At 66.3% G+C, this 14,307-nt stretch carries 11 protein-coding genes; 6 read left to right on the forward strand and 5 right to left on the reverse strand.

The window, feature by feature from the left end; all coding sequences use genetic code 11:
• Positions 1-37 precede the first annotated feature (37 nt).
• On the reverse strand, positions 38-1,354 hold the full coding sequence (locus tag V7E00_RS00385; RefSeq protein WP_333570837.1) for an Nramp family divalent metal transporter: 1,317 nt from the start codon (positions 1,352-1,354) through the stop codon (positions 38-40).
• A gap of 164 nt (positions 1,355-1,518) precedes the next feature.
• On the opposite strand from V7E00_RS00385, the gene V7E00_RS00390 reads away from it, so the two are divergent.
• Both V7E00_RS00390 and V7E00_RS00395 read left to right on the forward strand, forming a co-directional pair.
• A complete protein-coding gene (locus V7E00_RS00390; RefSeq protein WP_333570838.1) occupies positions 1,519-3,609 on the forward strand; it encodes a TonB-dependent hemoglobin/transferrin/lactoferrin family receptor in 2,091 nt (696 codons plus the stop codon).
• Positions 3,610-3,626: 17 nt separating this feature from the next.
• Entirely contained in the window at positions 3,627-4,610 is a 984-nt protein-coding gene (locus V7E00_RS00395) for a DUF6607 family protein (protein WP_333570839.1), read from the forward strand.
• 55 nt (positions 4,611-4,665) lie between these two features.
• Here V7E00_RS00395 and V7E00_RS00400 read toward each other — a convergent pair whose 3' ends face one another.
• Together V7E00_RS00400 and V7E00_RS00405 are read right to left on the reverse strand one after the other, a co-directional pair.
• Positions 4,666-6,471: a DUF885 domain-containing protein gene (locus tag V7E00_RS00400; protein ID WP_333570840.1), complete on the reverse strand. Its 1,806-nt coding sequence runs from the start codon at positions 6,469-6,471 to the stop codon at positions 4,666-4,668.
• A gap of 103 nt (positions 6,472-6,574) precedes the next feature.
• Positions 6,575-8,662 carry a RelA/SpoT family protein gene (locus V7E00_RS00405; RefSeq protein WP_333570841.1) on the reverse strand — a complete coding sequence of 696 codons (2,088 nt, stop codon included), beginning with the start codon at positions 8,660-8,662 and terminating at the stop codon, positions 6,575-6,577.
• Between the two features lie 136 nt (positions 8,663-8,798).
• Here V7E00_RS00405 and V7E00_RS00410 point away from each other — a divergent pair, with 136 nt between their 5' ends.
• Both V7E00_RS00410 and V7E00_RS00415 read left to right on the forward strand, forming a co-directional pair.
• Positions 8,799-9,281, forward strand: coding sequence for a winged helix-turn-helix transcriptional regulator (locus tag V7E00_RS00410; protein ID WP_333570842.1), 483 nt, complete (start codon positions 8,799-8,801; stop codon positions 9,279-9,281).
• Between the two features lie 69 nt (positions 9,282-9,350).
• Positions 9,351-9,653, forward strand: coding sequence for a hypothetical protein (locus V7E00_RS00415; RefSeq protein ID WP_333570843.1), 303 nt, complete (start codon positions 9,351-9,353; stop codon positions 9,651-9,653).
• Here V7E00_RS00415 and V7E00_RS00420 read toward each other — a convergent pair.
• Together V7E00_RS00420 and V7E00_RS00425 are read right to left on the reverse strand one after the other, a co-directional pair.
• The gene (locus V7E00_RS00420; RefSeq protein WP_333570844.1) at positions 9,650-10,072 is read right to left on the reverse strand and encodes an acyl-CoA thioesterase; all 423 of its coding nucleotides are present in this window, start codon (positions 10,070-10,072) and stop codon (positions 9,650-9,652) included. The genes V7E00_RS00415 and V7E00_RS00420 overlap by 4 nt on opposite strands.
• Before the next feature lie 242 nt (positions 10,073-10,314).
• On the reverse strand, positions 10,315-11,523 hold the full coding sequence (locus V7E00_RS00425) for an LL-diaminopimelate aminotransferase (RefSeq protein ID WP_333570845.1): 1,209 nt from the start codon (positions 11,521-11,523) through the stop codon (positions 10,315-10,317).
• A gap of 129 nt (positions 11,524-11,652) precedes the next feature.
• On the opposite strand from V7E00_RS00425, the gene V7E00_RS00430 reads away from it, so the two are divergent.
• Positions 11,653-13,389, forward strand: a complete 1,737-nt coding sequence (locus V7E00_RS00430) for a PHA/PHB synthase family protein (RefSeq protein WP_333570846.1) — start codon at positions 11,653-11,655, stop codon at positions 13,387-13,389.
• A 119-nt stretch (positions 13,390-13,508) separates the two neighbouring features.
• Positions 13,509-14,267: a phasin family protein gene (gene phaP / locus V7E00_RS00435; protein ID WP_333570847.1), complete on the forward strand. Its 759-nt coding sequence runs from the start codon at positions 13,509-13,511 to the stop codon at positions 14,265-14,267.
• Positions 14,268-14,307 lie beyond the last annotated feature (40 nt).

Below are 14,307 nucleotides of genomic sequence, written 5' to 3' on the forward strand. Positions count from 1 at the left end.
GTAGCGCTGCCGGAACGGCCCGTCGAGCGGGCGCGCATCAGGCGAACAGGCTCGAAACGAGCCAGAGGTTCGCGGCCGTGATTGCCGCGAACAGCAGCCAGCCGACCAGCTGCAGCCAGCGCGGGGAGGCGAAGCGACCCATCAGCGTGCGATCGGCGGAGAGCAGCAGCAGCGGTGCCATTGCGAAAGGCAGGCCGGCGGACAGCACCACCTGCGTCAGCACCAGCAGCCGGCCGACCGCGCCGTCGCCGAGCAGCAGCACGCCGATCAGCGCCGGGACCAGCGCGAGCCCGCGGGTGATCAGGCGGCGGACCCAGCACGGGATCTTGAGGTCGAGGAACCCTTCGAGAATCACCTGCCCCGCGATCGTGCCGGTGAAAGTGGCGCTCTGACCGGAAGCGAGCAGCGCAATACCGAACAGCGGTGCTGCGATTGCGGCGCCGGTCGCGGGGACGAGCAGGCGGTAGGCATCCTCGATCTCCCGAACCCCGGTCTGGCCGTTGGCGTGGAAGGCGGAAGCCGCGACGATCAGGATGGCGGCATTGACGAAGGTCGCGGCCAGAAGTGCCGCGATGATGTCGATCTGGGCATAGCGCACCGCTTCGCGCTTCGCCGGCTCGTCCTCGCCCGAGACCCGGGTCTGCACCACCGAGCTGTGCAGGTAGAGATTGTGCGGCATCACCGTCGCGCCGAGGATGCCGATCGCGAGATAAAGGGCATGCGGGTCCGCCAGCCGCGCGGGATCGGGCACCATGCCCGCCAGTACTGCCGCGCCATCGGGCGGCGAAAGGAACAGCTGCACGACGAAACAGGCGGCGACGGTGCCGACCAGGCCGAGCATGATCGCCTCCATCTGCCGAAACCCCTGGCCCTTCAGGCTTAGCACGATCACCACGTCGAGCGCCGTGATCAGCACGCCGATCCATAACGGAATGCCGAGCAGCAGCTGGAAGGCGAGGGCGCTGCCCAGCACCTCGGCGACATCGGTGGCGATAATGGCGATCTCGGCAAATACCCAAAGGGTCTTCGCCACGCCCGGCGAATAGCGGTCGCGCACCAGCCGGGCGAGGTCGCGGCCCGTCGCGATGCCCAGCCGTGCGCAGAGCGACTGCAGCAGCATCGCCGCGGCGCTGGACGCCAGAATGACGAAGAGCAGCCCGTAGCCGTAGCGCGAGCCCGCCTCGATATCGGTCGCCCAGTTGCCGGGATCGATATAGCCGACCGAAACCAGCAGCCCTGGCCCCATGTAGCGCAGCAGCTTGGCGAGCGGCGACAGGTTGGCAGGCACGATCACGGTGCCGCGCACCTCCGAAGGACAGAAGGGCGCGGTGGCGGTGCGGGGCAGTCGGAACATGGAGGGCTCACGGACACGGGAAGGGCAACTGCCCTTGTGGCGGCGGGTTCCTGCCGCGGCAACCATCCGGGTATTTGTGTTCGTTACGGAACGGGTTTGACCTCATCTGCTTTCGGTTTATAGCAACTGCGAATCAGTTGCAATCGCAAGTAAGGGGAGCGTTCGTGATCCATTCCTTCGTCCGCCTGGCCGGGGCGGCGACCCGGCTCGCCACTGATACGCAGAAGGTGCCGGCGACCGTCACGGTGGTGACCGACGAGAAGATGGCGGACCAGCTGGTGGGCGACATCAAGGACCTCGTGCGGTTCGAGCCCGGCATCAGCGTGCCCCGGCAGCCGGCGCGGTTCGGCGCGGCATCGGGGACCACCGGCCGCGCGGGCAATGAAGGCTTTGTGGTTCGCGGAATCGGCGGCAACCGCGTACTGATCCAGGTGGACGGCGTACGCGTGCCCGACGGCTTCACCTTCGGCGCGCAGAGCGTGGGGCGCGGCGACTATGTCGATCTCGGCCTGGTCAAGTCGGTGGAGATCCTGCGCGGACCGGCCTCGGCGCTCTACGGCAGCGACGGCCTCGCGGGCGCGATCAGCTTCACCACCGCCGATCCCGGCGACTTCCTGCCGGGCGGCAAGACCATCGGCGGGCTGATGCGCGCAGGCTATCAATCGTCCGACCAGGAATGGAGCGAGACCGGCATCCTGGCCGGGCGTAGCGGCGCCTGGTCGGCCATGGTCGCCTACACCCGCCGCGACTTTGCCGAGCTGGACAACAAGGGCAGCGTGGGCGGCGTCGGGGCGGCGCGTACCGAACCCAATCCGCAGGACGGCAACTCCAACGCCGTGCTCGGCCGGATCGTCTATGAACCCGGCAACGGCCACAAGCTGCGGCTGACCGGCGAATATCTGGACAACCATCTCGACAGCAACGTGCTGACCAGCGTCAGCACCAGCGTTGCCGGCACCACGGCGAACGACAAGACCAGGCGCAAGCGCGCCGCGTTCGACTGGACCTGGGGCGGACAGGGCGCCATCCAGCGCACGCGGCTGAGCCTCTACTGGCAACAGGCTGAGGACAGTCAGTTCTCTGCCGAGGACCGAACCGTGCTCGCCGACCGCACCCGGCTGAACACCTTCGACAATCGCGTGTTCGGCGGATCGGGCGAGATCGTCTTCGGCTACGAGACCGGCGCGTTTCGCCATCGGCTGATCATCGGCGCGGACGCCAGCCGCACCCGCCAGGAAGGGTTTCGCGACGGCACGGTGCCGCCGGCGGGCGAAAGCTATCCGACGCGCGCCTTTCCGGTCACCGATTTCACGCTGGCCGGCCTGTTCGTCTCCGACGAGATCAGTCTCGGGCCGGTGACGCTGTTCCCGGCGCTACGCTTCGACCATTATGCGCTGGATCCGCGCAAGGATGCCGCACTGCCCGGGTTCAACTCTGCCAGCCAGAGCGGGTCGCGCGTCTCGCCCAAGATCGGCGCAACCTGGGCGCTGAGCCCGGACGTGAGCCTGTTTGCCAACTATGCCCAGGGCTTCAAGGCGCCCGAGCCTTCCCAGGTGAACCAGTTCTTCCAGAACCTCGCCTTCGGCTACCGCTCCGAGCCCAACCCCAATCTGAAGCCGGAGACCAGCCGCAGCGTGGAAGGCGGCATCCGCTTCGGCGGGGGCGGTGTGCGCGTGCAGTTGACCGGCTTCCACGCCGATTACGACCATTTCATCTCGCAGGAAGTGGTGGGCGGCGCGTTCACCCCGGCAAACCCGGCAGTGTACCAGTTCATCAACCTCGACGAGGCGCGGGTGAACGGCATCGAGGGGCGGGTGGATGCGCAGCTCGGCAGGGGCTTCAGCGCCAACCTCGCCTTTGCCTATGCCGATGGCGACGTGATCCGGGGCGGCACTCGGGCATCGCTCTCGACTGTCGATCCCGCGAAGATCGTCGGCGGGTTCGGCTATCGCGCGCCGGACGGGGCATTGGGCGGCCAGCTGACCGTGACGCACAGCACCCGCAAGGAACTGAGCGCCACGACGGCGGTGTGCACCGCCGCCTGCTACCGCCCGGATGCCTTCACCATCGTCGACGTCACCGCCTTTGTGCGGGTGACGGACGGGCTGACGCTGCGCGCCGGCATCTTCAACCTGCTCGACGCCAAATATGCCTGGTGGAACGACGTGCGCGGCCTCGCCGCCAGCGCGACGATCACCGACGCCTACACCCAGCCGGGGCGTAACGGCAGCGTCTCGATCAGCTACCGCTTCTGAGCATGGGAGGACATAGCATGAAGTTCCGCCATATCCGCCTGCTGGCCCTGAGCCTTGCGGCATTGCTGCCCGCGCTGCCCGCCGCCGCCGACGGCCCCGTGAAGCCGCGCAGCGCCGCCGAGGAACAGGCTTCGTTCGAGGCCGACCGGCGCGACATCCTCGCCATGGCCGGCACCTTCAAGGTGCGCTTCGACATGCAGGAAGCGACTGCGTGGCGCGCCGACTATACGCCGATCGATCGGTCGATCTCCGGCGGCAACGAAGTGGTGCGGGTGATCGAGGACAGCGGCCGCAAGATCATCCTCCAGCACCTGCTGGTGGTGGAGCAGGGCGGCAAGTCCATGGTCATCAAGCACTGGCGGCAGGATTGGGAATATGAGCCTGCCCGCGTGCTCGTCTATGCCGGCCCGAACCGCTGGAAGTGGGAGGCGGTGCCCGAGGCGATGCGCCGCGGCCGCTGGTCGCAGACCGTGTACCAGGTCGACGACAGCCCGCGCTATGGCAGCTGGGGCCAGTGGACCACCGAAGCCGGCGTGCGCCGCTGGCGTTCGGGCTGGACCTTGCGGCCGCTTGCGCGGCGCGATGCGGCGCGCGGCCCCGTCTATGACCGCTATCTCGGCATCAACCGTCACCAGCCGACGCCGAACGGCTGGGTCCACTGGCAGGACAACACCAAGATGGGCGTGATCGACGGCAAGCTGCAGCCGGTCGTCCAGGAATATGTGCTGAACAGCTATACCCGCTTCGACGGCTATGACGTGAAGGCTGCGGATGTCTATTGGGCGGCAACCAAGGGCTATTGGGCGGCGATCCGCGCCGAATGGGATCGCATCGGCCAGGCCAAGAACGGCATCCGCATCACCGAAGCGGCGGAGGCGGGAACGGTCGTTGCCAGCCGGCTGCTCGAAATCGCCGACGAGGTGCAGGCGGGCAAGATGTCGGAGGCCGACGCGATCGCGCTGGCGAAAAAGCTCATGGATCAGGCGACCGGGGCCGCCTGATCCTGCGCGCGGGCCGGGGAGTTCGAAGGCCACCGGCCCGCGCGCGAACCTTGCATTAGGCCATCGCCCTGGCGCGTTCCTCGACCAGCCGCTCGAACATGGTGAGCGGCATTGCGCCGAGGCGGATGACCTCGTGGAATTGCTTCAGGTCGAACTTCGGCCCTGCAATCTTCTGCGCATTGGCGCGCGCCCGCGTCCAGGCGATGTGACCCAGCTTGTAGGAACAGGCCTGGCCCGGCTGGGTGCAATAGCGCTCCACCTCGCGCTGCGAGCGCGCCCGCGGGAAGCCGGTAGTGGCGACGAGATAGTCGGTCGCCTGCTCGCGGCTCCACTTCCTGGTGTGAATGCCGGTATCGACCACCAGCCGCGCCGCGCGAAACAGGAAGGACTGGAGGTAGCCCGCGCGCTCCAGCGGCCCGTGATAGGCACCGATCTCATCGGCCAGCTGCTCTGCATACAGCGCCCAGCCTTCGGTATAGGCGCTGAAGAAGCCGAACTTGCGGATCAGCGGGCCTTCCGCCGCCTGCGCCGTACTGATCTGGAGATGGTGGCCCGGCAAACCTTCGTGGAAGGTAAGCGAGGGCAGGCTGTATTTCGGCCAGTCGCCCACGCCCTTGAGGTTGATCCAGTAGATTGCCGGGCGCGATCCATCGAGCGCCGCGCGCGTGTAGTAGCCGTTCGACGCGCCGTCCTGGATTTCCACCGGCACCGCGCGGATCTCCAGCGGCGCCTTGTTGGGGTTGAGGAACGCCTTGGGCAGCAGCGCGGCGATTTCCTGCACGCCGGCGTTCAGGCCGGCAATCAGGGCAACGCGGCCCTCCGCCGTGTCGGGATAGAGCTGGTCGGGACGCGCGTTGAGCGCCGTCAGCCGCTCGCCGACGCTGCCCTTGGTCATGCCCTGCGCCTTCAGCAGCGTATCAAGCTTGGCGCTGATCTCCGCCACCTGCTCCTGGCCCATCTTGTGGACCTGATCGGGCGTGAAGCTGGTGGTGGTCCACTGCTCGAGCGCGGCGGCGTAGATTTCCTCGCCACGCGGCACATCCCACAGCCCCGCCGAGCTGCGCCCCTTTGCCTGCAGCGCCTGGATCAGCGCAACCTGGCGGTCTAGCGCGGGATAGACCTTCTCGCCCACGATCTTCGCGGCGCGGCCCTGCCAGTCTCCCTGCAGCTGCCTGGCGGCAGCGCGGCGCACCAGCGACTGGGTGAGGGTGTTCGCCGCTGGATCGGGCTGCCGCAGCTTCGCCATCTGTGCGAGGGTGAGCTCGAGGCAGAAGCCCGGCGCGACGAGCCCGCGGCCCGCCGCTTCCTTCTGGTCTGCGGTATCCTGGTCCAGCGCGCCGGCAAAGGCGTCCAGGCGGTCCAGATAGGCTTCGGCATCATCCTGGGTGACGACGGTGTGGCTGGTGTTGAGGAAGTCCGGCGTCGAGAAATAGGCGCCGCCCTGCTGGAAGATCGGGAAGGGACGGCCAACCGAGTCGATCTGGAACTTGTCCTGCGCCACCGTCCCGCTGCGCAGGGAATAGAGCACCACCTCCCGGTCGAGCCGGGCGCCTTCGGACAAGGCGGCGGGATCGAAGGCTTCGATCCTGGCGATCGCCGCCTTGGTATCGGCAAGGTTGCGGGCCTTCGCGGCAGGGCTGCCGTCGCTCAGCTTGTGCTTGAGCGGCGCGTTCGGGCCCTTGTCGAAGCCCAGTGAGGTCGCGAATTCCGGCGAGCGCTGGATGCGTTCCGCGACGATCTGGTTGTAGACGGCGTTGATCTCGGCATCGCGCGTGCCGGCCACGGCGGCACGCGCCGCGGCGGGGAGCAGCGCGGCCAGCGCCGCGGTGCTCGACGAGGCGAGGAAGGTACGACGATCCAAGGCTTTCCCCCTTCGATTGGTTCGAATGCGGGGGAGGGTAGCGGGTCTCTATCCAAGGTCCAGCCCGTTTCCGCCCGCTGACGGGGAAGGAAACGGGCGGAGCTTACACGCGCTCGGCCGAACTCACCGCGTCCGCCGCGCGCAGGGCCGCCAGCAGCTTCATCAGATGCGCGGCGTTGCGCACTTCCAGGTCGATCGTGTTGGTGTGGAAGGTCGTGTCGCGATTATCCAGCCGCAGCCCCAGGATGTTGGCCTTGTGCTGGCCGATCAGCGTCGCGACCGTGCCCAGCGCGCCGGGCTCGTTCTTCAGCGTCACCGCGATCTCGGCCACGCCGCCATCGGCTTTATCGCCCCAGGTCAGGTCTACCCAGTCCGCTTCTTCCACCGTCGCCAGGCTGGGGCAGTCGATGCGGTGGACGACGATCGGCTGGTCCGGCTTGCGCACCCCCAGGATGCGGTCGCCCGGCACCGGGCAGCAATCCTCGGCATAGGTGAATGCCACGCCGGGGGTGAGGCCCTTGATGTCGATCGCGTGGTGCTGGGGCGGCAGCTCGTCGTCCTCGCCGCTGGCCGAGCCCGGCATCACGGCTTCCATGACCTGGCCGTCGGTAAGCGTGCGCCGGGCGATGGCTTCCATCAGCGATTCCGCGTCCGGGAGCTTCAGCCGCTTCAGCGCTTCGGCGAGCGCGCCTTCGCCCGGGGGCACCGGCAGGCGGGCGACGATGTCCTCGTAGAGCTTGCGACCCAGCCGGATCGTCTCGTCGCGCTCCTTGTGGCGCAGGTGCCGGCGGATCGCCGCGCGCGCCTTGCCGGTGATCGCGAAGTTGAGCCAGTTGGGCTGCGGCTCCTGCGCCTTGGAGCGGAGGATCTGCACCTGGTCGCCCTGCTCGATTTCGGTGCGCAGCGGCACTACCTTGCCGTTCACCTTGGCGCCGACGGCCTGGTCGCCGAGGTCGGTATGCACGGCATAGGCGAAGTCGATCGGCGTCGCACCCTTGGGCAGCTGGATCAGCTCACCCTTGGGGGTGAAGGCGAAGATGCGATCCTGGTACATCGCCATGCGGGTATGCTCGAGCAGCTCTTCCGGGCTCTCGGCATGTTCGAGGATCTCGATCAGGTCGCGGATCCAGCTGACCTGGGTGTCGGGCCGAACGGAGCTCTGCTTGTAGGCCCAGTGCGCGGCGAGGCCGAACTCCGCCTGCGCGTGCATGTCGCGGGTGCGGATCTGCACTTCGACGCGCGTATCGCCGGCATGCATGATCGTGGTGTGCAGCGAGCGATAGCCGTTGCGCTTCGGCGTGGAGATATAGTCCTTGAACCGGCCCGGCACCATCGGCCAGCGCCGGTGGATCACGCCGAGCGCGCGGTAGCATTCCTCCTCGCTGTCGACGATCGCGCGGAAGGCCATGATGTCGGAAAGCTGCTCGAGGCTCACATGGCGCTCGGACATCTTCTTCCAGATCGAATAGGGATGCTTTTCGCGCCCCGTCACTTCGGCCTCGATGCCGCCACGGCCCAGCAGCTGTTTCAGGCCGGACGAGATCTTCTGGACCCGGTCTTCACCCTCGACGCGGAAGCTTTCCAGCCTTTTGGTGATCGATTCATAGGCTTCAGGTTCGAGCTGGCGGAAGGCGAGCGTCTGCATCTCCTTCATGAACTCGTACATGCCGATCCGCTCGGCGAGCGGGGCATAGATGTCCATCGTCTCGCGGGCGATGCGGCGGCGCTTCTCTTCCTTCTTGATGAAGTGGAGCGTGCGCATGTTGTGCAGGCGGTCGGCCAGTTTCACCAGCAGCACGCGGATGTCGTCGGACATCGCGAGCAGGAACTTGCGCAGATTCTCGGCCGCCCGTTCGCTTTCGGTCTGCGCCTCGATCTTGGAAAGCTTGGTGACGCCGTCCACCATGCGGGCGACGTTCGGGCCGAACAGCCGCTGGATCTCCTCGGGCGTCGCGACCGTATCCTCGATCGTGTCGTGGAGGATCGCCGTCGCGATCGTCTCGTCGTCGAGATGCAGGTCGGTGAGGATGCCCGCCACCTCGATCGGGTGGCTGAAATAGGGATCGCCCGATGCCCGCTTCTGGGTTCCATGGGCGTTGACCGAAAAGACATACGCCCGGTTGAGCAGGGCCTCATCGGCTTCGGGGTCGTAGGAAAGGACCCGGTCTACAAGTTCATACTGACGCAGCACGCCTTCTAGATGGCGTGGGCCGGCCTGTCTTGGCAACCGATTTGAGGGGAAAGTCGGGCTTCCGTGCATCACTGTTGCAGAAGCGTGACGTTGGCGCCGGTTTCCCACCCCGGGATTTTACGGTAGGGTACCCCTTATGGGTGGAGCCGTTCGAGAGACGCTGCAGGCGATGGCGCGGGAATGCAGCCTTCCGGCGGCGCTGGAGGCGATGGGCGAGCGCTGGTCGTTCCTGATCCTGCGCGGCGCCTTCAACGGCATCCGTCATTTCGAGGAATTCCAGTGCGAGCTGGGCATCGCCCGCAACATCCTCGCCAACCGGCTGGCGCGGCTGGTGGAGCATGGCATCCTCGCCCGCGTCCCCTGCGCCGACGATCGCCGCAAGGTGGAGTATCGCCTGACGGACAAGGGGCACGCGCTGCTGCCGACGATGGTGGCGCTGCGCCAATGGGGCGAGCGGTGGGAAACCGGCGTTCCGGCCTCGCCGATCCTGGTCGATGCGCGTGACCGCAAGCCGATCGCGCCGGTGACGGTGCAGGCGCAGGACGGGCGGGTGCTCGGCAAGGGCGATCTCGTCTGGGCCCTGCCCGACGACGCGGAGGAGGCCCGTGCGGCCGAGTAAGTTCGGCCGCCGGCCCCGCGAAAGCGTAAATGCTTCTATAATGCGCGTGTGCATCAGGGAAATTTGCGCATGACGTTCGGCATTTCGACGGTGGGGATCGGTGGCGTGAAGGGCGTGGCGGCGACCGCCGCGGTCCATGGCAGCGCGGGCGGCCCCGTGGACGAGGCTGCCCAAGCCTTTCTGCGTGAAGCCAGGAAGAGCCCGGCCGAGCGTACCAAGGAAGCCGTGCTCAAGCGGCACAGCCTGACCCAGGAACAGTTCGACCAGCTCCCCGCGGAGAAGCAGGCGGCGATCCGCCAGGACATCGAAGACGAGATGAAGCGCAAGCTCGGCCGCGCGCAGGGCGGCGCGTTCGCCGACGTCGTGGTCTAGCCGCCGATCGCCAGCAACGCCGCGCGTACCGCATCCGGGATCGGCCTGGGGCGGCGTGTCTCCAGGTCGAGATGGACGCTGATCAGCTCCACCTCGGCATGCAGCTCGCCGGTTTCGGCGTGGCAGAGATCGGCGCGCATCGTCATGCTGCTGTTGCCGAGCCGTTGGACGCGGACGAACACCTCGACCAGATCGTCGAAGCGGAACGGGCGCTTATATTCCACTTGCGCTCGGACGACGTTGAACTCCGCCTCCATCCATTCCGGGCCTAGCTTGGCAAGGTCCGCCCAGCGCCAGAACTCGGTGAGCCCGACATCGGCATATTCCAGATAGCGCGAGTTGAAGACGATCTTCTGCCCGTCGATCTCGGAATAGCGGACACGGAAGCGGGTGGAGAAGGGAAAGCCAGGGCGGGACATGGGGACCGGCTCTGCCCCGGGTGGGGCGCGGTTCGCAAGTGCGACATACGCACGCGGGCGTGCCGTTTCTGGAGGTTCTCCCCATCCGCAAATCCGTCGTCATCCCCGCGAAGGCGGGGATCCATTCGCCAGTGCGCTCACGGCTGGAACGGCAGCGTGGGCCCCAATGGATTCCCGCCTTCGCGGGAATGACGATGGGGGTTGAGGAGGGCGGGGGTGTAGCAACACCCCCGCCGCCCGCATCAACCCGCGTTCGCCGCTGGCGTATTCACTCCCATCGACTGGAGATACTTCTTCACGTTGCGCGCGGCCTGGCGGAGGCGCTGCTCGTTCTCCACCATCGCGATGCGGACGAAGCCTTCGCCGTTTTCGCCGTACCCCACGCCCGGCGCCACCGCGACCTTGGCATGGGTGAGCAGCTGCTTGGAAAACTCCAGGCTGCCGAGATGCGCCAGTGCCGGCGGCAGCGGCGCCCAGGCGAACATCGAAGCGCGCGGGGAAGGGATCTCCCAGCCGGCGCGGGCGAAGCTTTCCACCATCACGTCGCGGCGCTTGTGGTAGAGCAGGCGGTTCTTCTCGACGATGTCCTGCGGGCCGTTGAGCGCGGCGCAGGCCGCCGCCTGGATCGGCGTGAAGGCGCCGTAATCGAGATAGGACTTCACCCGCGACATTGCGGCGATCAGCTGCCGGTTGCCCACGGCGAAGCCGATGCGCCAGCCGGCCATCGAATAGGTCTTGCTGAGCGACGTGAACTCGACCGCCACGTCCTTGGCGCCCTTCACCTGCAGGATCGAGGGCGTCGGCTTGCCGTCGAAATACAGCTCCGAATAGGCAAGGTCGGAGAGGATCCACACCTTGTTCTCGCGCGCCCAGGCGACCAGCCGCTCGTAAAAGGCGAGGTCCACCGTCTCCGCCGTCGGATTGGACGGATAGTTGACGACGAGGATGGACGGGCGCGGCACGGTGAAGTTCATCGCGCGCTCGAGGCTCTCGAAATAGGCGTCGTCGGGCGTGGTCGGCACCGCGCGGATCGTGGCGCCCGCGATGATGAAGCCGAAGGTGTGGATCGGGTAGCTGGGATTGGGCGCCAGCACCACGTCGCCCGGCGCGGTGATCGCAGTGGCGAGGCTGGCCAGACCCTCCTTGGAGCCCATCGTCACCACCACTTCGGTCTCGGGATCGAGCTCCACGCCGAAGCGGCGGCCATAATAGTTCGCCTGGGCGCGGCGCAGGCCGGGGATGCCCTTGGACTGGGAATAGCCATGCGCATCGGGCTTGCGCGCCACTTCGCACAGCTTCTCGATCACATGATCGGGCGGCGGCAGGTCGGGGTTGCCCATGCCCAGATCGATGATGTCCTCTCCACCCGCTCGCGCCGCCGCCCGCATCGCGTTCACTTCTGCGATAACATAAGGGGGCAAGCGCTTGATGCGGTAGAATTCTTCGGACATTTCCTCGACTTTCAAGGGTTCTCACGTGCGACACAAAATTGTGTCGTGCGCGCGTTCTACGCCATAAAAGCGCATCCGGGAATGACGCATTGCTTGGCCCGCGCTAAGGCGGGGCAAAGGAGAGGATCAATGGCCGATACGCTCACGCCGACCCTACCCCGCCTGGAGGACCTGCAGCACTGGACCTGGGTGCTGGGCCGGGCGCAGCAGATGATGCTGGAGCATGGGCTGGACCTGATGGAGCATGTGCCGGCCGCGCCACCCTTCGGCATGATGCTCGATCCCACGCCCGCCGTGCGCGCCAGTGCCGATTTCTGGGCGGACACGATGCAGCTGTGGCAGCGCTTCCTCGATCCCGCCCATGCCGAGCCCTTCGTCGAAACGGCGGAACAGGCGCGCGACAAGCGGTTCAAGGCGCCGCAATGGCGCGAGGAGCCGGTGTTCGACTTCCTGCGCCAGAGCTATTTCGTCATTGCCGACCATCTGCTGAAGAATGTCGAGGCGCTCGAGCATGTCGACGAACGGCAGAAGGACCAGATCCGCTTCGCCACCAAGGGCTTCATCGACGCGATCAGCCCGACCAACTTCCCCGCCACCAACCCGCAGGTGATCGAGAAGATCGTCGAGACCAAGGGGGAAAGCCTGCTCAAGGGGCTGCAGCACATGCTGCAGGATCTGGCCAAGGGCCAGATGACGCAGACGACCGCCGGCGCGTTCGAGCTCGGCCGCAACCTTGCGATGACGCCAGGCAAGGTGGTGAAGCGCACGCCGCTGTACGAACTGATCCAGTATTCGCCGACCACGGAGACGGTGCTGGAAACGCCGCTGATCATCTTCCCGCCCTGGATCAACCGCTTCTACATTCTGGACCTCACGCCGGAGAAGAGTTTCATCCGCTGGGCAGTGGAGCAGGGGGTCACCGTATTCGTCGTCTCCTGGCGCTCGGCCGACGCGACGATGAAGGACGTGGTGTGGGACGATTACGTCGAGCGCGGCCAGATCGACGCGATCGACACGGTGCGCGACCTGCTCGGCGTCGAGAGTGTCCATACCATCGGCTATTGCGTCGCCGGCACCACGCTCGCGGCGACGCTGGCGGTGCTCGCGGCGAGGGACCAGGCGGCGAAGGTGGCAAGTGCGACCTTCTTCACGGCCCAGGTCGACTTCACCGAGGCGGGCGACCTGCGGGTGTTCGTCGACGATGAGCAGCTGGCGATGATCCGCAGCCTGAGTGCCGAGGGTTTCCTCGACGGGCGCTACATGGCAGCGACCTTCAACCTGCTGCGCGGCCGCGACCTGATCTGGAACTACGTCACCAACAACTATCTGATGGGGCAGGAATATGCGCCGTTCGACCTGCTCCACTGGAACTCGGACGTCACCAACCTCCCGGCGGCCTGGCACCTCAGCTACCTGACCGATCTCTACCGCGACAACAAGCTGATCGCGCCGGGCGCGCTGCGGATCGGCGATACACCGATCGACCTGTCGAAGGTCCATACCCCCGTTTACATCCAGGCGGGCCGCGAAGATCATATCGCTCCGGCCAAAAGTGTGTGGAAGTTGACCGAGCATTTCCGCGGGCCGCACAAGTTCGTTCTTGCGGGTTCCGGCCATATCGCAGGTGTAATCAACCCGCCTTCTGCGAAGAAATACCAATACTGGACCAATTCGGAGCCCGCCGATTCGCTCGAAAAGTTCATCGCGCAGGCTACGGAACATGCCGGAAGTTGGTGGCCGGATTGGCTTGACTGGCTCCGTACGATCAGCCGTGCCGAAACTACGCCGAACGGTGCGCGGGTTCCAGGTGGTGGGAACCTTTGTGCAATTGCGGAAGCGCCGGGCGAATATGTAAAGTCACGCTGAGAAATAGGCGTAATTCAAAAGCATTTGTGACTTTTTGTGCACTGCACAATGAAGCCTTGCAAATCTGACGCCATCCCGCTATATGCTGCGGTGCAGCAATAGGCAGGGAAGCTAGTCACATGGCCAGCAAGGGACCTAAGACGACGGCCAAACCCGCCGCCAAAATGGCGGCACGCGGCGCTCCGAAGCCCGCGATTCTGGCCGAAGCTGCCGCGGCCCCGCCTGCGGCGGTACCTCCCGTAGCCGAGACAATCGTCCCGGCCGCGGCACTGGTGCCCGCGCCGGTCGAAGCCGCTGCACCGCAGGAAGTGAAGACCAACGTTGAAGAGGCGATCGCCGCACCCGCGGAAACGGCCCACGCCGTGGCCGAACCGGTGATCGAAGCAGCAGAGACCGTCGCGCCGGCGGTCACCACCAGCACCGCGAAGGAAATGACCACCATGGCTACCAATTTCGAGAACGCGACGACCCAGGCCCACAACGTGTTCGGCGACATGAACGAGCGCGCCAAGGCTGCCGTCGAGAAATCGACCAAGCTCGTCGAAGAAGCCAATGACTTCGCCAAGGGCAACATCGAAGCGCTCGTCGAATCCGGCCGCATCGCTGCCAAGGGCTTCGAGTCGCTCGGCCAGGAAGCGGCCGACTACAGCCGCCGTTCGTTCGAGAGCGCGACTGCCGCGATGAAGAACCTGGCCTCGGTCAAGTCGCCGACCGACTTCTTCAAGCTGCAGAGCGATTACATGCGCAGCGCGTTCGACGCCTATGTCGCCGAAGCCTCGAAGCACACCGAAGCGATGATCAAGCTGGCCGGCGACGCCGCGCAGCCGATCTCGAACCGTTTCGCGGTTGCCGTCGAGAAGGTGAAGACCAACGCCTGATCGGCCCTGCCGACCTGCGAAGGACCGAATTGGGGCAGTC

The organism is Sphingomonas sp., from assembly GCF_036731925.1.
Lineage (GTDB): Bacteria > Pseudomonadota > Alphaproteobacteria > Sphingomonadales > Sphingomonadaceae > Sphingomonas.

Coding starts and splice junctions, on each gene's coding strand:
- V7E00_RS00420 (WP_333570844.1), bottom strand. CDS start 10,072: ATGTCCCGCCCTGGCTTTCCCTTCTCCACCCGCTTCCGTGTCCGCTAT.
- V7E00_RS00415 (WP_333570843.1), top strand. CDS start 9,351: ATGACGTTCGGCATTTCGACGGTGGGGATCGGTGGCGTGAAGGGCGTG.
- V7E00_RS00410 (WP_333570842.1), top strand. CDS start 8,799: ATGGGTGGAGCCGTTCGAGAGACGCTGCAGGCGATGGCGCGGGAATGC.
- V7E00_RS00430 (WP_333570846.1), top strand. CDS start 11,653: ATGGCCGATACGCTCACGCCGACCCTACCCCGCCTGGAGGACCTGCAG.
- V7E00_RS00425 (WP_333570845.1), bottom strand. CDS start 11,523: ATGTCCGAAGAATTCTACCGCATCAAGCGCTTGCCCCCTTATGTTATC.
- phaP (WP_333570847.1), top strand. CDS start 13,509: ATGGCCAGCAAGGGACCTAAGACGACGGCCAAACCCGCCGCCAAAATG.
- V7E00_RS00395 (WP_333570839.1), top strand. CDS start 3,627: ATGAAGTTCCGCCATATCCGCCTGCTGGCCCTGAGCCTTGCGGCATTG.
- V7E00_RS00385 (WP_333570837.1), bottom strand. CDS start 1,354: ATGTTCCGACTGCCCCGCACCGCCACCGCGCCCTTCTGTCCTTCGGAG.